The following is a 16,458-nucleotide window of genomic DNA, read 5'->3' on the forward strand; positions in this document are numbered from 1 at the left end:
CATCCAGGGGGAACACAAAGGGATTTATAGGCGCCCACTTCCCCCACCACCTGGGGAAAAGGGGGAAATGATAAACTGTCCGAGTCTGACTGGGCGAAAAAAGTGCAAGCTAACCGCATAATGCTCGCGTGCGCACGCCCACGAACGCCATCCGACATAAACCGCCGGATCGGTGCTTCCACCGCACCGCCCTCCGTCGCGCAGAGAATCTTCCAAAGCAGAGCTGGGGTGTTGTAATCACGTGGCTTTAATTGCCATTCCCGTTGTCCTCGCAATCGCCCTTGCCCTCGTGCCCGTCTTCGTCCGGTTCTTCGACCGCAACGCCGGATGGCCACTGTCCCTGACCTTCGTGGCCCTCGCGGGTTACATCATCGCGCACGCCCACCCCATCATCGCCGGGGACACCGAGCGGTGGACAGTGACCTGGGTGCGGGGCCTGCTCACGGGAATCCCGGGGAAACCCGGCTCCGGCGACGTGCAGTTCGCCCTGCGGATGGACGCACTCAGCATGTTCTTCACCCTGCTGGCGCTGCTCATCGGGGCCATCGTCTTCGTGTACTCCACCCGCTACCTGCACCCGGGCAAGCGGGTGATGAGCTTCTACGTGCTCATGACGGCCTTCATGGTCTCCGTTGTGCTGCTACTCCTCGCCGACGATGTCGCCCTGCTCTTCGTGGGATGGGAACTCGTCTCCCTGGCCTCCTTCTTCCTCATCGCCCGCGCCGGCTCCAGCGGTGAGGCCGGGGCCAGTCGCACCCTCGTGCTGACTTTCGCCGGCGGATTGTTCCTGGCGTCCGCACTGGGAATCGCCGCCGCCATGTCCGGCACCACACAGCTCTCCCTCATCCTCACCTCCCCGGTGTGGGATCAACACCCCACCCTCACGGCGATCGTTGCGCTACTCGTCGCGATGGCGGGTTTTTCCAAAGCCGCTCAACTGCCCTTCCACTTCTGGCTTCCGGAGGCGATGGCGGCGGATACCCCCGTCTCCGCCTTCCTCCACGCCGCTGCGGTGGTGAAGGCCGGCATCTACCTGCTCATGCGCTTCTCCGGGCTGTTCAATGGGGTGCCGCTCTGGCATCTCCTGCTCATCGTCGTGGGGATGGCCACCGCCGTCATGGCGGCCGTGTACGCGATGCAGAAGACGGACCTGAAGAAGCTCACGGCGTACTCCACGGTCTCCCAACTGGGCTGGATTGTGGCGACGATCGGTGTCGGAACGCCCGCGGCGCTCGTCGCAGCAACGGTGCACACTGCGGCTCACGCACTGTTCAAGTCCTCCCTGTTCATGCTCGTGGGAGTGGTGGATCACCAGGCCAAATCCCGCGACATGCGGCGCCTGGGCCCGCTGTACAACCGCATGCCCTTCACCTTCTGGTCCGCGGTCATCGCCGCCTCCTCCATGGCGGCCATTCCGCCCACCTTCGGCTTCGTGTCCAAGGAGGGCATGCTGGAGGCATTCACGGAGGCTCCCCTCCCCCACGCGGGAGTCATTGCCCTACTCGCCGTTGCGGGGTTCGGGGCCCTGGCCACCTTTATGTACTCGGCCCGCTATGTGTTCGGCGCGTTCATCGATGGGCCCAAGGATGAGTCCAAGGTGCGGGAGGCGGAGATCGGCCTCTGGCTACCGGCCGCGCTGCCCGGTGTGCTCTCCCTGCCGATCGTGCTCGTCATGCACTCTGGTGGGCATTTTCTGGACGCGATTGCCCAGGCCACGGGTGTAGGGGAGACACACACGCACCTGTCCCTCTGGCACGGCATCACGGTGCCCTTCCTCATCTCCGTCGCGGTGCTCGCGCTGGGCCTGTGCGGGATCTTCGCCCGGCGGCGGATCTTCGCAGTGCTCTACGGCCGCAAGCTGGGCATCGCCACGGGCGCGGATCTCCTCAACGCCGTCACCCGCATATGTGTGCGCTGGTCGCGCTATGTGTCCAAGCCGGCCGAGAGTCTCTCGCCCAACCGGCACGTCGTGTGGATACTCCTCACCCTCGTGGCCCTCGGTTTCATGGGGTTGCTGGGGCCCGGGCGCCTCGCCGGGATCGCCGCGTTGCCGCCCCGCGTGCCGGGGATCGATCAGCTCGGCGATCTCGTCGGTCTCATCATCATCGCCGGTTCCGTCGTGGGGATCGTGTCCACGCGCTCTCGGGTGGCCTCCGTCATTCTCGCCGGGGTGGCGGGCATTGGGACCTCCTGGATGATGTTGACCCTCGGGGCCCCGGACGTGGCCCAGACGCAACTCCTTGTTGAGTTCGCGGTAGTGGTGCTGTTCATGATGGTCGTCCGCCATCAGCCCCGTCTGTACCTGCGGGAAGGGCTCAACCGGGCGAAATTCGCCACCACCGTGTCCATTCTTGTGGGAACTGTCACCTTCTTTGCAGTCTGGCTGCTGCTCGGCCGGCATGAACGGCCCCAACTAGCACAGTGGTACCTACAAGAGGCCCCCGAGGTCTCCGGCGGCAACAACGTTGTCGCCGTCATCCTCGTGGAGTTCCGTGCGCTGGACACGCTCGGAGAGCTGTCCGTGCTGGGAATGGCAGGGGTCGTCATTGCCGCGATCATCCGATCCATCCCCAAGTCCCCGGTGCCGGGGTATGGGCCGGGCTCCACCTCCGAGCTCTTCCGGGCGGAGGGGTCTCACCGTTTCGCGGATGTGCATAAAATCCCGGAGCTGGCCCCCTTCTACTCCAAGTATTTGCGCAGCACGCATCTGAACTCCATCCCCACCCGGATGTTGCTCTACCCCCTGCTGCCGGTCCTCGGAATCCTCTCGGCGCTGACCGTCTGGCGGGGGCACCAGGAATCCGGTGGTGGATTCCTGGGTGCTCTCATCATCGCGGGCGCGATTCTCATGTGGTACATCGGCCAGGCTCGGGCCCGCAGCATCGGCAAGCCCGACACGGGCTACCTCTTCATCGGAGGCGGCATTCTGCTATCCCTCGCCACTGGGTTGGTGGGCCTCGTGGCCCACGGCAGCTTCCTTTCCCCGATCCACGGCCACCTCGGTTCCGTCCACCTATCCACCTCCCTCGTCTTCGACTTGGGCGTGTACTCCGCGGTGATCGGCTTGGTCATCGTGGCGGTGAACTTCATGGGCGGACGGGACCGCCCCGGTGCCGACGTGCCGGAGCGCCTGCCCCGGTTGGAGCAGTTGACCAGCCGTCGGCTGCGCAAACTAGGCCTGCGCCCCAGCTACGCGGAAGCGAAGGCCCCTGCCCCCACCCGTCCACACCCCGATGGGGCCAGCAAACCGGCCCCCGACACGAAGAAGTCCCGCTCCGGGGTAGGACCGCGGCCCATCACCGCCGGCGGTTCGGCCATCCTGCTGAACCCCTCCGCTGTCCACGAGGCGGAAACCCGCACCGAGGAGATGCACCGGCTGGAACGCGAGGAGGCGAAACGTCCCCCGCAGAGGTCCCCCCAGAGTCCCCCACCAGCATCGACACAGCCGACCCCCGGCTCAGACCAGCAGAACGGAGAAGCGCCATGATTATCGCCGCTATCATCGCCATCCTCGTCGGCGGAGGCGTGTACATGGTGCTCCAGCGCGGCATGCTGCGCATCATCATCGGCATCAACCTGCTCAGCCACGGCGTTAACCTGCTGCTGCTGGCCACCGGTGTGGGGGCCTGGCGGGGCGATCCACTGGTCCACCGCACCGGCCTGGCAGAGGCCGCAGACCCCCTCCCGCAGGCCTTCGTCCTCACCGCGATCGTCATCTCCATGGCCTCCGTCGCGGTGATGCTGGCCCTAGCCGCAGTGGGGCGCGATGACGATACCAGCGCCGCCGAAATCCCGGAGCGCGCCGCCCGTCTGTTCCGCTCCCTGGGCACGCTCGGCCAGCAGGCCCAGCACATCCAACCCGATTCGAAGCGGGCCAAGCGCCGCTCGGAGCGGGAGGAGGTCCGCTAGATGCCCTCCCCCGCTCTGCTGAGCCTCTTCATCGTCATTCCACTGGGCACCGCCGCCTTCGCCGCGATCAACCCGGCCCGTTTCATCAACCGGGTCCTTAACCTCGCGGTCCCCGCCTTCGGAGCGGCTGGCGGCGCATACTTGCTAGTCATCTTGCGCGCCGGTGATGGCGTCGTCGCCGATAATGTGGGCGCATTCGCCAGCGGCATCTCCATCCCCTTCGTCGCCGACACGCTCACCGCCCTCATGCTGGTCGCCTCCGCAGTCGTTGCCTTCGCCGCCAACTGGTTCGCGGACGTCGTAGGCGAGTCCCAGGCCCGCTTTTACCCCGCGCTATGCCTCATGCTGCTCGGCGGGGCCTGGGGAGCCCTACTCACGGCGGACCTGTTCAACCTGTTTGTCTTTATCGAAGTGATGCTCATGCCCTCCTTCGGGCTGCTCGCGATGACGGGAACGTGGGCCCGCCTCGCCGCCGCGCGCATGTTCATCGTGGTGAACCTCATCACCTCCATGCTGCTGCTCACCGGCGTGGCCCTCACCTACGGGGTCGTGGGCACCACCAACCTCGCCGCCCTCGCCGGAGCGGCCGGCCCCCGCGGCACCGAGCACTTCGCCCCCGGCGTCTTCGGCACGCAATGGCAACTGCTGGCTGCCCTGGGCGTGGTACTGCTCGCCCTCGCAGTGAAGGCCGGCCTCGCCCCCGTCCACACGTGGCTCCCCCGGGCCTACCCGGCGACCTCCCCCGCGGTGATGGCCCTTTTCTCCGGCCTGCACACCAAGGTTGCGGTCTACGCGATCTTCCGTGTCTTCATGGTCGTGTTCGAGGGGGATCCCGCCTGGGCGTGGGGCATTCTTGGCTTCACCGTCGCGGGCATGCTCATCGGCGCCTTCGCGGGACTGGCGGAATCCTCGATGCGCGCGGTCCTGGGTTACCAGATGGTCAACGGCGTGCCCTTCATGCTCATCGCCCTGGCCTTCGTCTCCAACAACGGCACCCTCGTCCTTAGCGCCGCGCTGTACTACATGGTTCACCACATGGTGGTGGCCTGCTCCCTCATCACCGCGGCGGGATCCATCGAGGAGACCTACGGCTTCGGCAAGATCCGCCCACTGTCCGGCCTATTGCACCGGGACCCCTTCCCCTCCGTTGTCTTCGCCGCGGGGGCGCTGGCCATTGTCGGCTTCCCCCCGTTCTCCGGTCTCTGGGGCAAGCTCGCGCTGATCTGGGGCATCGCCCACCAGGGCTCCTGGCTGGCGTGGACGGCGATCATCGCCATCATCGTGGCGGGCATGGGGGCCTTACTGTCCATGCTCTACGTGTGGCGGGAGGTCTTCTGGGGCAGGCCGATGAACCCCAACGAGGCTGCAAAGTCCCTAGCCGTGAACCGGCGGTTCGTGTACCCCTCCGCGGTGCTCATGGCGTTGAGTCTAGTGATGTTCGCCGCTGCCGGGCCGCTGTTCAATATCACGGGCCGCGCGGCCAAGGATCTCACGGACACGACGGCCTATGTTCGTGCGGTATCCGGGGGTGAACGTCTGCAAGGCCAGGTCTTGACGCCCGGGCCCTCCGGACTCGACCACATCCCCGCAGATCAACGAGGCCCCAGCGGACTGGGCGGGGCACAGCGCTCGCTGGAGAATGCCGTGACCCCCGGCCCCGAGGACAAGCCCAGCGGGCAGAGGTGAGGGTGGAGTTCATGAGGTCAATTGGAACGATAGCCAAGGCCACGGGACACAGTCTGTGGTACGCGGTGTGGCTGACCGGCCAGGTCATCAAGGAATCCATCACGATGACGGTGGACACTCTGGGCAGCGGGCGCAAGATCGCCCCCGTAGTGATCTATTACCCCCTGCGCGTCAATAAGGAGCGGGATATTGCCGCGCTCATTGCCTCCATCACCATGACGCCAGGGACCCTAGCGCTGGGAGTCACCGGCCCCAAGGAGGTGGACTACGACGCGGTGGCTGGAGAGCGCTCGTTGCACGATGCGCACGGGGTGGCCAGCAAGGAGTACGACGCCTACGGACGGGAGACGGCGCAGCGCTTCCTCGCGGTCCACGCCATGTACGGCCAGGACCCCTGCGAGCTGCTGCACAGCCTGGCGGACATGGAGGAGCACCTGGCCCCCTCGGTGCGCGGGGTGGAGCGCAACTTCCGCGCGGAGGACCTGGTAGAGCGGGGCCGACCCGGTCCCCGCGGTTTCCGCGGCACCCGCGGCGGGCGCGCCTCCGATGAGACGGTTTTTGACGTGGAGAAGCTGGATTCCACGCCGCATACCGAGGAGTATGTGGCCCAGGAGATGCACGATAGTTCCCGGCACCAGCCCGCCAACCAGCAAGAGCCCCCAGGGGCGGCGACGGATACCGATAAGCAGGACCCGGATACCGTGGAGATCGCCGACCCGGACGTCGGCGAGGAACGGGCCAATGACATGCCACCGGAGATCGCCCCGGCCCCGGAGGCCAAACCGATGGCGGAGCCGGGGGAGCTGGATTACCCCACTGCCGACGAGGGCCCGGACGACACCGAGGCCCGCCGGGCCGAGGAGGAGGACGCCGCGCGGGAGGATCGCGATCCCGGCCCGGACAACCCCGATGACGACCGGGATGATGAGGACAGAGAGGAGCGGCACCGATGAACCCCGAGGGTTTACTATCTGCAGCCGCGTCGATCGCCGCGGTGGTCATCGTGGTGGCCCTACTGATGTTGATGTGGCGGACGGTGTCCACCCACAACGACGCCCGCCGCGCGGTGTGTTCCGACATGATCTTTATGACGGTGGCGGCGTTGTTCCTGCTGCACAGTTTGTTTTTCCGCAGCGCCATTACCTTTGAGGTGGCGCTGATCGCCGGGTTGCTGGGCCCCTTGAGCACTATCGCCTACGCCCGGATCATCACCCGAGGAAGGCGGTAGATGCCATGCTGACCACTGTGTTGGCCGCTGAGGACATGGTGCATTACAGCGAGATGAGCTGGCTGGGAGCGGGCCTGTGTGCGGTGTTGGTCATCGCGGGCTCCATCTTCGTTTTTGCGTCGGCCCGGGCCATGTATTTGGCCCCAGATGCGATCAGTCAGATCAACATGCTGGGGCCTGGGGTGGGCGTGGGGCTACCGCTGCTTATCGCGGCGAACCTGGTGCACACGTGGGATACCCAAGGCTTCGAACTGGGCATCCTGCTGAAGTCGGTATTGGCGATCACCGGCCTTCTTGTGGTCCAGGCGGCCGGCTCCTCGGTAATGGGTCGCGCCTTGCACGCCACCCACTGGGATCACACCGTGCCGCTGTCTGGCGGCAAGAAGGTGAAGGAGCCGAAGTAGGCTAACGGTCCTACTTCGCCTCGGCGGACACGTCCACGGCAATGTTGCCGCGCATCGCCCGGGAGTAGGGGCAGAACTCGTGGGCCTTGTTCACCAGGTCCGTGGCCTTCTCGGTATCCACGTCGAAGATGATCGCGTGGATAGCGGCGGAGAGCTCGAAGCCGGACTCGACCTTGTTGAGGCTGACCTCCACGCGAACCTCGGGGGAGGTGGTGACGTCCACCCCAGTGTCCTTCATGATCTTCTGCAGGGCGCCATTGAAGCAGGCGGCCCACCCCGCGGCAACGAGCTGCTCCGGGTTCGTGCCCTCCCCGGAACCGCCGAGGGCCTTGGGGGGCCGGACGTTGAGGTCGAGGATCCGGTCGTCGGTAGCGACGTGGCCATCGCGGCCGCCGCCGGTGGACAGTGCCTTTGCTGTGTAGAGTGCATCGCTCATGTTCGGGTTAACTCCTCGGGAGTAGCTCTGTTGTGCGTTGTCCGTGTTCCAGGATAGGGAAAACGGCCCCGGCCCGTCCCCCGTGAAGGGGGTCCAGGATGCTCGGGGCCGTTCACTTCTGGCCGGTCGACGGGGAGTGAGCGCCGACCAGGGTGGTTTTTAGGAGCCGGTCAGCTGCGGATTCTTGGTCTCTTCGTAGAGCTCCTGCACGCGCTTGCAGAGGTTCTCGTCAACGCGGCCCCAGTAGGTCCAGCACTGCTGCTCGACCTGGTCGGACACGCCGTCCATGGCCCGGGCGATGTTGCCGGCGAGGCGCTCGCGGGCGGCATCGTCCAAGACTTCGCGGACGAGGATGCCGGCCTGGATGAAGTCGTCATCCTCCGGGTGGCGCACGTAGGCACCGCGGGTCAGGTCGCCGCCGTAGTTGTCGTCGAACAGGCCGAGGTCCGCTGCCAGGCCGGTTGCGGACTCCTGGCCGCGGCCGAAGCCGTACTTGGACTGGCCTGCGTCCACGCCCTTCTCCACGACGCCGGAGCCGTCGCTGACATCGTTGATGCCGTCAGCGCGACCGTGGCGGTTCGGGGAGTACACCGGGGTGCCTGCGGGCGGGAACTCGTAGGTGGCCGCACCGTCCTTAGCGTAGGAGTTCTTCTGCTCCACGATCGGGCGATTGGAGGGCAGCTGGTGGTGGTTCACACCGAGGCGGTAGCGCTGCGTGTCGGCGTAGGCGAACACGCGGGCCAGCAGCATCTTGTCCGGGGAGAAGCCCACGCCCGGCACCAGGTTGGAGGGCGCGAACGCGGCCTGCTCAATCTGGGCGAAGAAGTTCTGCGGGTTCTCGTTGAGGGTGAAGTGGCCCACCGGGATGAGGGGGTAGTCCTTCTGGGACCAGGTCTTGGTCAGGTCGAAGGGGTTCCAGCGGTAGTTGGCCGCCTCAGCGATCGGCATAATCTGCACCTTGACGTCCCACACGGGGTAGTCCCCGCGCTCGATGGCCTCGTAGAGGTCAGTGCGTGCCTCGTCGAAGTTGCCACCGGCAAGGATCTGGCCGGCTTCTTCGTCGGTGTAGAACTCCCAGCCTTGGCGGGACTTGAAGTGGTACTTCACCCAGAAGCGCTCACCAGCGGCGTTGATCCACTGGTAGGTGTGGGAGGAGAAGCCGTCCATGTGGCGGAAATTCTTCGGGATGCCCCGGTCGCCCATGAGGTAGGTGACCTGGTGGGCGGTCTCCGGGCTGCGGGTCCAGAAGTCCCACTGCATGTCGGCGCTGCGGGTGCCCTGGTCGGCCAGGCGCTTCTGGGAGCGGATGAAGTCCGGGAACTTCATCCCGTCACGGAGGAAGAACACCGGGGTGTTGTTGCCCACGATGTCGTAGTTGCCCTCTTGGGTGTAGAACTTCAGCGAGAAGCCGCGCACGTCACGGACGGTATCGGGGAAGCCCTGCTCACCGGCGACGGTGGAGAAGCGGGCGAGCATCGGGGTTACGCGACCCTGCTGGAAGAGGTCAGCCTTGGTGTACTGGGAGACGTCCTCGGTGATGATCAGCTCGCCAAAAGCACCGGAGCCCTTGGCGTGGACGTTGCGCTCCGGGATGCGCTCGCGGTTAAAGTGGGCGTGCTTTTCCACAAGGTGGATGTCGTGCAGGGCAATGGGGCCCTGGTCGCCGACGGTCGCGGAGTGCTCCTCCGTGTAGACGGGGGAACCGTTCTGGTTGGTGGAGTGGCCGGTTACCGGGCATACGCCGCGGCTTGCCACGTCCTTAGCGGTCAGATTCTGGTCAGACATCAATTCCTCCTGGTTATCGCTGTCTGCGGTTCGTCGATGGTGGGAAAGTTGTGGGCTGCGTCTGCGCCTCTACCGGTGGGCAGTCCCGTTGCGGGCGGTTCCGAAAAACCCCGTTTCTCTCTTTAGGGACGCCATTCCGCGGTACGTCGCTTTGGCGGTCATATCCCAGAGTGCCAGAACTTTCGGAGACATTCAATTGATATCCGGACATTATCGACAAATTCTGGATCTATAACCAGAAGTTATCTTAGCCTATGCAACCTGCGCGTTAAGTGCAGCCTTTTTCACCTGCTAAGCTGCCCTTATGAGTGCCTCGCCAACCGACGCAGCGGTCACTGAACTGGCCCTGCGCGCCGCCAAGGGAGACCGGGCCGCCCTGTCCCAGTTCATCGCGGCCACCCACGACGACGTCTGGCGACTCCTTGCCCACTTGGCGGACACGGACCGGGCAGATGACCTCACCCAAGAGACCTATCTGCGCGTGCTCACTGCCCTGCCCCGCTTTGCCGCGCGCTCTACCGCCCGAACCTGGATCCTCTCCCTGGCCCGACGCGTGTGGGTGGACAGCATCCGCCACGATATGGCCCGCCCCCGCAAGTCCACCGCCGATATCGACGACGCAACCTCCCAGCGCCCCGCCCCCGAGACGGCGGGCAGCCAGTCCTGGGCCGAATGGGTGGACACGCAGGCCATGGTCAACGCCCTGGACCCGGAACGGCGGGAAGCCCTCGTTCTCACCCAGGTGCTCGGTTACTCCTACGCCGAAGCGGCCCACATCGCGGGCGTGCGGGTGGGCACCATCCGCTCGCGCGTGGCTCGAGCCCGCGCGGACCTTGTGGACATGCAACAACAGACCACTCGCGCTCAGCGCGCCGGTTAGGGGCGTCCCCAAGCACTACGCTAGAAGCGCATGGGAACCGTAACCTACCGCCACAGCGTCAACTTCCCCCTCCCTGAGGTATGGGACTGGCACACCCGACCCGGCGCAGTCGTCCGATTGACCCCCACCCACAGTCGCATGAAGCTGGTGGAGCAGGCCGACAACCTGCGCGACGGAACTACCGTCTTCGCGCTCCCCGGCAAACTCATCTGGCGCGCAGACCACCAACCGCAGGACTACGTACCCAACGAGCAGTTCGGGGACCTGTGCACCACCACCGGTCTCAAGCAGCTCACCGGCTGGCACCACCTGCACCACTTCGCCGCTGAGGGCAACGCCACCACGGTCACGGACACCCTCACCACCCGGGCCCCCGGCGGGCTCGCCGCCCACCTACTGGCCGGGATGTTTAACTACCGCCACAATCAACTCCACGCGGACCTCACCCACCTCCGCCACGCCGCGCAATGGTCCGCGCACCGCGCCCCACGAACCGTGGCCGTGACCGGCGCCGATGGCCTCGTCGGCACCCAGCTATGCGCCCTGCTCACCACCGCCGGCCACACGGTGATCAAGCTCTCCCGCAGCGCCCGGAGCACGACCGGAACTCGGCGCAAGTGGGATCCCCACAACCCCGCGCCGAACCTGCTGGAGGGGATGGACAGCGTCATCCACCTCGCCGGGGAACCCATCGCGGGCCGCTTCACGGACAAGCACATCCGCGCCGTCCGCGACTCCCGCGTGGAACCGACCCGCCTACTCGCCGAGCTCGCCGCCCGCACCGAGGGCATCGACACCTTCGTCTGCTCCTCCGCCGTGGGCCTCTACGGCAACTCCCGATCAGAACCCGCAGACGAGACCGCCCCCACCGGCGGCGGGGACATCGCCCAGATCGTCGAGGACTGGGAGGGGGCCACCGAACCCGCTCGGGCCGCCGGGCTGCGGGTGAGCAACATTCGCAGCGGCCTCGTCCTCGCGGGCGGTTCCCCGCTGCTGTCCCTCCTGCGGGCCAACGTGCTGCTCGGCGGGGGGCGGCTCGGCCCCGGCACCCAGCACTTTGCGTGGATCGGCGTGGACGATGCCGCGGACATCTACCACCGCGCCCTGGTCGACCCGAAGCTCAGCGGTCCCATCAACGCCGTTGCGCCCCAGACCGTAACCAACGCGGAATTCACCGAGATTCTCGCGGACGTGGGCGGGGGCTGGCCCACCATCCCCATACCCGCCGCAGCTCCCGCCCTCGTCTTCGGGCAGCGCGGCGCCCAGGAACTCGCCCTTGCCGACCAGAATGTGGTCCCCGCCGCCCTGCAGGCCATGGAGCATCCCTTCCGCCACCCGGACCTGGCCAGCGCGCTGCGCCACGAGCTGTGTAAGGAGTAGCACCTGTCCCCACTGGCCTACTATGGGGAGCCATGACGAACTCACCCGCTGCAGCGAATAACTCCACCCCCGCGAAGATCGGCCTCATGGTCTTGAGCTTCGGCGGGCCCAACAAGGCGGAGGACGTTGTCCCCTTCCTGGAAAACGTCACCCGCGGCCGGGGCATCCCCCGCCACCGCCTGGAGAAAGTGGGGGAACACTACTTCGCGATGGGCGGGAAGTCCCCAATCAATGAGCAGAACCTGGAGCTCATCGCCAACATCGAGGCGGAGCTGGCCCGCCGGGGCGCGGACATTCCGGTGTACTTCGGCAACCGCAACTGGGAACCCTACGTGGAGGACACCCTGCTTCGCATGACCCGGGATGGCATCACCCAGGTCTACGTCTTCGCCACGTCCGCCTGGGGCGGCTACTCCGGGTGTCGGCAGTACCACGAGGACGTCGCCCGCGCCCGCGCCGCCGTGGAGAAGGCCGGCTTGCAGCCCCCCACCGTGGAGCGCCTGCCGCACTTCCACGACAACCCCACCTTCATCGCCCAATTCGCCGCTGCGGTGGAAGCCGCCGTGGCGGAGCTGCCGGAGCACGCCCGCGAGACCGCGGACCTCGTGTTCACGGCCCACTCCGTACCCAATGTTGCCGACGACGAGGCCGGGCCCCACAAATTCGGCGGCAACCTCTACTCCCAGCAAGTCCTCGATAGCGCACGCCTCATTCAGCAGTCCACCCGCTTCGCAGACCGGCCGGGCTCTGCGGCCACCGAGGCGTGGACCGGGCAGTTGGCCAGCGGCAAGAAGGTCGGTGGGCGCCCCGATGGGCCGGCCACCACCGGGGTACCCGCCGGCATCGACATGGGTTCCGGCACGGACCTGGACGTGGAGATGGTGTGGCAGTCCCGATCCGGCTCGCCGCACACCCCCTGGCTCGAACCGGACGTGTGCGACCACATCGAAGCCCGCGCCGCAGCGGGGAACACCCGGGCGATCGTGCTGTGCCCCGTGGGGTTCATCACGGACCATATGGAGGTCAAGTGGGACCTGGACACGGAGGCCAAAGAGGCCGCCGAAGAGGCGGGGGTGCCCTATGTTCGCACCGCAACCCCCGGACTAACCCCGGAGTTCGCCGCCATGGTGGTGGACAATCTCGCCGCGCTCATCAGGCGGCCGGAGGTGCTCGCACCCGGCGAGGGCCTCAGCGAGCAGCAGCAGGCCGCGCGCGCGATCGTGGCCAAGTACGGGACCGTGCCGAACTTCGGCAACACCGTCAACGGCTCCCCCTGCGCGCCCGGCTGCTGCGGGGCGGAGCGCTAAACCAGCAGCTCCGCGATCTGGATGGTGTTGAGGGCCGCGCCCTTGCGGAGGTTGTCGCCAGAAACCACCACCACCAGGCCCCGGCCGTCGTCGACGGATTGATCCTGGCGGATGCGGCCGACGAGGGACTCATCGATACCCGCCGCGGCAAGCGGGGTGGGCACGTCCACGAGCCGTACGCCCGGCGCCGCGGCGAGAATCTCCTCAGCCCGCTCGGGGGTGATGGGCGAATCGAACTCGGCGTGCACGGTCATGGTGTGCCCCGTGAGAACGGGCACCCGCACGCAGGTGCCGGAGACCTTGAGCTCCGGGATCCCCAGAATCTTCCGGGACTCGTTGCGCAGCTTCTGTTCTTCATCCGTTTCGCCGGTCCCGTCATCCACGAGGTTGCCCGCCATGGGTAGCGCGTTAAAGGCGATTGGGGCCACGTAGGGCGCCGGATCCTCGATTTGCAACGCTGAGCCCTCCCGCACCAGCTCCTCCAGGCGCCCGATGTTGTCCCGCGTCTGGTTGATCAGCGCGTTGACGCCGGCCAGGCCGGAACCGGAAACCGCCTGGTAGGAGCTGACCCGCAGGCGGGTCAGCCCGGCTGCGGCGTGGAGGGGTCCCAGCACCGGCATGGCAGCCATCGTGGTGCAGTTGGGGTTGGCGATGATGCCCTTCGACACTTCCCGGGCGGCCTGCGGGTTCACCTCGCTGACGATAAGGGGAACTTCCGGGTCCTTGCGCCAGGCCGAGGAGTTGTCCACCACGATCGCACCGGCCTGCGCGAAGCGGGGGGCATGCTCACGGGAGGTGCCCCCACCTGCGGAGAACAGCGCGATGTCTATCCCCGCCAAGTCCTCGGTGGCGGTGGCTGCCACATCCTCCACCACCACGTCCTGCCCTCGGAAGGTGAGCTTCGTGCCGGCGGAGCGGGCGGAGGCGAAGAAGCGGATCTTGTCGGCGGGGAAGTTTCGTTCCTCCAGGATGGTGCGCATCACGCGCCCGACCTGTCCGGTGGCTCCGATGACAGCGAGTGTGGTCATGATCCTTCGGTCATCCTTCCAGATGGTGGATGTCTAGCTAGTAGGGGTTGGTGGTACCTAGCGGCCCGTTCCGGCGTACACGGTGGCCTCTTCGTCCCCGCCGAGCTGGAAGCGCTCGTGGAGGGCGGCCACCGCGGTGTCCACGTCCGTGTCGCGGATGAGGACGGAGATTCGAATCTCCGAGGTGCTGATCAGCTCGATGTTCACGCCGGTGTCCCGCAGGGCCTCGCAGAAGTCTGCGGTCACGCCGGGGTGGGACTTCATCCCGGCTCCCACGAGGGAGACCTTCCCGATCTGATCGTCGTAAAGCACGGAGCTCCAGCCGTTGGCGTCCTTCATCGCGGTGAGTAGCTGCACGGCGCGCGGCCCGTCGGCCCGGGGGCAGGTAAAAGTGATGTCCGTCTTGTTGGATTCCAGCCGGGAGATGTTCTGCAACACCATGTCGATGTTGATCTCCGCATCGGCGACTGCCCGAAAGACCTTGGCGGCCTCCCCCGGGTTATCCGGGATGCCCTGGACGGTGATCTTGGCCTCGGAGCGGTCCTGCGCCACGCCCGTGAGTACTGCTTCTTCCATGGGGATGTCCTCCACTGATCCGGAAACTAGGGTGCCGATGTCCGTGCTGTACGAGGAGCGAACTCGCAACGGCACGTTGAAGGCCCGGGCATATTCGACGCTGCGCAGCATCAGCACCTTCGCGCCCACCGCTGCCATCTCCAGCATCTCCTCGAAGGAGATTGTGTCCAGCTTCTTCGCATTCTTCACGATGCGGGGGTCCGCTGTATAGACCCCGTCCACGTCGCTGTAGATCTCGCACACATCCGCCTCGAGTGCGGCGGCGATAGCCACGGCGGTGGCGTCCGACCCGCCCCGGCCCAGCGTGGTCACGTCCTTTGTTTCACGGTTGACGCCCTGGAAACCTGCGACCAGGCAGATCTTGCCGTTGTCCAGGGCCTGCCGCACCCTACCGGGGGTGACGTCCACGATCCGGGCGTTGCCGTGGCGCTCCGTGGTGAGCACACCCGCCTGGGAACCGGTGAAGGACTGCGCCTTGGCCCCGAAGGATTCGATGGCCATGGCCACGAGGGCGTTGGAGATGCGTTCCCCGGCAGTGAGGAGCATGTCCATCTCGCGGGCAGGCGGCACGGGGTTGACTTGCTCTGCCATTTCCAGCAGCTCGTCAGTGGTGTCCCCCATCGCCGAGCACACGACGACGACGTCATTGCCCTGCTTCTTGGTCTCCACAATCCGTTCCGCGACACGCCGGATGCGTTCGGGGCTCTCCAGGGAGGAGCCGCCGTACTTCTGGACGACCAAGGCCACGGTGTTCACCTTCTTCATGTGCATTCGAGGGGCTGCTCATTTTCGAGCTGCGCCCAGCCAGTTCGTAGTTCGTTTCTGTGCCACCCTACCGCAGGCCAGCCCACGGATCTCTTCGCCTCCCGGGTCCCTCCTATCCGCCCTTTTCGCTTAACCTTGGGAAGCGATGTCTGTGAACAACCTCTTGGCGATTGTGTTCGCCCTTCTTTCGGCGCTCACTATCGCCTTGGGGACGGTGCTGCGGCACTATGTCGGCGAGGAGCCGGACCCGGATGCCCCGGTCCGTTCCACCGTGTGGCGCTCCATCATTCAGCCGTTGTGGTGGCTGGGACTGTTCTGCGCTCTGGGCGGTTACGGCCTTCAGATCGTGGCCCTGGGGTTCGGCACGCTCCTCGTGGTCCAGCCCATTTTGGTGCTGTCTCTTATGTTCACACTGCCGCTGGCGGCGCGGGTGGAGGGGCGCCGAATCTCGCGCGTGGAGGCACTGTGGGCCGCGCTGCTCACGGCAGCGGTCGCGGTGCTCGTGGTGTTGGGGCGCCCCAGCCCCGGGCTGACCCAGCCGCCAGAGCGGCGCTGGGTCATTGCCCTGCTCATCGGTGCGGGGGCGATGCTCGCCCTGTTCGCGGTGACGCGGCGTTGGTTGGGCAATGAGATGGCTCTGATCCTGGGCGCCATCACCGGCGGAATCATGGGCTACGTGGCGGTGCTGTCCAAGGCCGTGGTGGATGTGTTCACCCACCAGGGACTATCGCAGCTAGTGGGGGCCTGGGAGTTCCACGCGCTGCTTGGTGGTGCGGTGATCGGGGTGGCGGTGCAGCAGGCCTCCTTCAACCTGGGGGATCTGCGCGATAGCTTGCCTGCGATGACCATTGTGGAACCAATAGTTGCCTTTGCCCTCGGTTACGCCATCCTCGGCGAACGGGTGCAGGCCCACGGCGCCCAATGGATCCTCATGGCCGCGGCGCTGATCATCATGATTGCCGGCACCATCGTCCTCTCCCGATCGACCTTGACCAGCGGCAACACCGCTCAACAGGCGGAACCTCGGGGGGGTTGACTACGCTGCAAGGCGGGCCGAGCGCCCGGCACCGCAGT

14 protein-coding genes are annotated in these 16,458 nt (G+C 66.3%); 10 read left to right on the plus strand and 4 right to left on the minus strand.

Annotated elements, in window-relative coordinates:
* Window positions 1–241: 241 nt before the first annotated feature.
* From CHEID_RS09665 to CHEID_RS09690, 6 genes are read left to right on the plus strand one after another with little or no spacing between them, the layout of a single operon-like run.
* The gene (locus tag CHEID_RS09665; RefSeq protein ID WP_112769676.1) at window positions 242–3,487 is read left to right on the plus strand and encodes a DUF4040 family protein; all 3,246 of its coding nucleotides are present in this window, start codon (window positions 242–244) and stop codon (window positions 3,485–3,487) included.
* Window positions 3,484–3,909, plus strand: a complete 426-nt coding sequence (locus CHEID_RS09670; protein ID WP_112769677.1) for an NADH-quinone oxidoreductase subunit K — start codon at window positions 3,484–3,486, stop codon at window positions 3,907–3,909. Before CHEID_RS09665 ends, CHEID_RS09670 begins: the two co-directional genes overlap by 4 nt.
* Complete coding sequence (locus CHEID_RS09675; protein ID WP_112769678.1) at window positions 3,910–5,595, plus strand: monovalent cation/H+ antiporter subunit D family protein; 1,686 nt, start codon at window positions 3,910–3,912, stop codon at window positions 5,593–5,595. It begins immediately after the preceding gene.
* An 11-nt stretch (window positions 5,596–5,606) separates the two neighbouring features.
* Window positions 5,607–6,548 carry a Na+/H+ antiporter subunit E gene (locus tag CHEID_RS09680; protein ID WP_202973257.1) on the plus strand — a complete coding sequence of 314 codons (942 nt, stop codon included), beginning with the start codon at window positions 5,607–5,609 and terminating at the stop codon, window positions 6,546–6,548.
* Entirely contained in the window at window positions 6,545–6,823 is a 279-nt protein-coding gene (locus tag CHEID_RS09685; protein ID WP_112769679.1) for a monovalent cation/H+ antiporter complex subunit F, read from the plus strand. The genes CHEID_RS09680 and CHEID_RS09685 overlap by 4 nt, the downstream gene beginning before the upstream one ends.
* Window positions 6,824–6,828: 5 nt before the next feature.
* Complete coding sequence (locus tag CHEID_RS09690) at window positions 6,829–7,227, plus strand: Na+/H+ antiporter subunit G (protein ID WP_112769680.1); 399 nt, start codon at window positions 6,829–6,831, stop codon at window positions 7,225–7,227.
* Between the two features lie 10 nt (window positions 7,228–7,237).
* On the opposite strand, the gene CHEID_RS09695 is transcribed toward CHEID_RS09690, so the two are convergent.
* The gene (locus CHEID_RS09695; RefSeq protein ID WP_112769681.1) at window positions 7,238–7,663 is read right to left on the minus strand and encodes an organic hydroperoxide resistance protein; all 426 of its coding nucleotides are present in this window, start codon (window positions 7,661–7,663) and stop codon (window positions 7,238–7,240) included.
* 159 nt (window positions 7,664–7,822) lie between these two features.
* Window positions 7,823–9,448, minus strand: coding sequence for a catalase (locus tag CHEID_RS09700; protein ID WP_112769682.1), 1,626 nt, complete (start codon window positions 9,446–9,448; stop codon window positions 7,823–7,825).
* Window positions 9,449–9,752: 304 nt separating this feature from the next.
* Here CHEID_RS09700 and CHEID_RS09705 point away from each other — a divergent pair, with 304 nt between their 5' ends.
* The 3 genes from CHEID_RS09705 to CHEID_RS09715 are packed head-to-tail and all read left to right on the plus strand — an operon-like array spanning window position 9,753 to window position 13,015.
* Entirely contained in the window at window positions 9,753–10,328 is a 576-nt protein-coding gene (locus tag CHEID_RS09705; protein ID WP_112769683.1) for an RNA polymerase sigma factor, read from the plus strand.
* 30 nt (window positions 10,329–10,358) lie between these two features.
* Complete coding sequence (locus CHEID_RS09710) at window positions 10,359–11,708, plus strand: TIGR01777 family oxidoreductase (RefSeq protein ID WP_112769684.1); 1,350 nt, start codon at window positions 10,359–10,361, stop codon at window positions 11,706–11,708.
* A gap of 32 nt (window positions 11,709–11,740) precedes the next feature.
* Window positions 11,741–13,015, plus strand: a complete 1,275-nt coding sequence (locus tag CHEID_RS09715) for a ferrochelatase (protein ID WP_112769685.1) — start codon at window positions 11,741–11,743, stop codon at window positions 13,013–13,015.
* Here CHEID_RS09715 and CHEID_RS09720 read toward each other — a convergent pair.
* Both CHEID_RS09720 and CHEID_RS09725 read right to left on the minus strand, forming a co-directional pair.
* The gene (locus CHEID_RS09720; protein WP_112769686.1) at window positions 13,012–14,043 is read right to left on the minus strand and encodes an aspartate-semialdehyde dehydrogenase; all 1,032 of its coding nucleotides are present in this window, start codon (window positions 14,041–14,043) and stop codon (window positions 13,012–13,014) included. The two genes, CHEID_RS09715 and CHEID_RS09720, sit on opposite strands and share 4 nt — an antisense overlap.
* Before the next feature lie 57 nt (window positions 14,044–14,100).
* Complete coding sequence (locus tag CHEID_RS09725) at window positions 14,101–15,366, minus strand: aspartate kinase (protein ID WP_112769690.1); 1,266 nt, start codon at window positions 15,364–15,366, stop codon at window positions 14,101–14,103.
* Between the two features lie 163 nt (window positions 15,367–15,529).
* Between CHEID_RS09725 and CHEID_RS09730 the strand changes: the two genes are divergently transcribed.
* Window positions 15,530–16,420, plus strand: coding sequence for a DMT family transporter (locus tag CHEID_RS09730; protein WP_112769687.1), 891 nt, complete (start codon window positions 15,530–15,532; stop codon window positions 16,418–16,420).
* The last annotated feature ends 38 nt before the right edge of the window (window positions 16,421–16,458 follow it).

Origin of the sequence: Corynebacterium heidelbergense (genome assembly GCF_028609845.1) — a bacterium.
Taxonomy (GTDB): Bacteria; Actinomycetota; Actinomycetes; order Mycobacteriales; family Mycobacteriaceae; genus Corynebacterium; species Corynebacterium heidelbergense.

Bases quoted from the DNA above. Each gene is read 5' to 3' on its own strand.
- CHEID_RS09685 (WP_112769679.1), top strand. From the start codon at position 6,545: ATGAACCCCGAGGGTTTACTATCTGCAGCCGCGTCGATCGCCGCGGTG.
- CHEID_RS09710 (WP_112769684.1), top strand. From the start codon at position 10,359: ATGGGAACCGTAACCTACCGCCACAGCGTCAACTTCCCCCTCCCTGAG.
- CHEID_RS09670 (WP_112769677.1), top strand. From the start codon at position 3,484: ATGATTATCGCCGCTATCATCGCCATCCTCGTCGGCGGAGGCGTGTAC.
- CHEID_RS09675 (WP_112769678.1), top strand. From the start codon at position 3,910: ATGCCCTCCCCCGCTCTGCTGAGCCTCTTCATCGTCATTCCACTGGGC.
- CHEID_RS09720 (WP_112769686.1), bottom strand. From the start codon at position 14,043: ATGACCACACTCGCTGTCATCGGAGCCACCGGACAGGTCGGGCGCGTG.
- CHEID_RS09680 (WP_202973257.1), top strand. From the start codon at position 5,607: ATGAGGTCAATTGGAACGATAGCCAAGGCCACGGGACACAGTCTGTGG.
- CHEID_RS09705 (WP_112769683.1), top strand. From the start codon at position 9,753: ATGAGTGCCTCGCCAACCGACGCAGCGGTCACTGAACTGGCCCTGCGC.
- CHEID_RS09690 (WP_112769680.1), top strand. From the start codon at position 6,829: ATGCTGACCACTGTGTTGGCCGCTGAGGACATGGTGCATTACAGCGAG.
- CHEID_RS09730 (WP_112769687.1), top strand. From the start codon at position 15,530: ATGTCTGTGAACAACCTCTTGGCGATTGTGTTCGCCCTTCTTTCGGCG.
- CHEID_RS09715 (WP_112769685.1), top strand. From the start codon at position 11,741: ATGACGAACTCACCCGCTGCAGCGAATAACTCCACCCCCGCGAAGATC.
- CHEID_RS09700 (WP_112769682.1), bottom strand. From the start codon at position 9,448: ATGTCTGACCAGAATCTGACCGCTAAGGACGTGGCAAGCCGCGGCGTA.
- CHEID_RS09695 (WP_112769681.1), bottom strand. From the start codon at position 7,663: ATGAGCGATGCACTCTACACAGCAAAGGCACTGTCCACCGGCGGCGGC.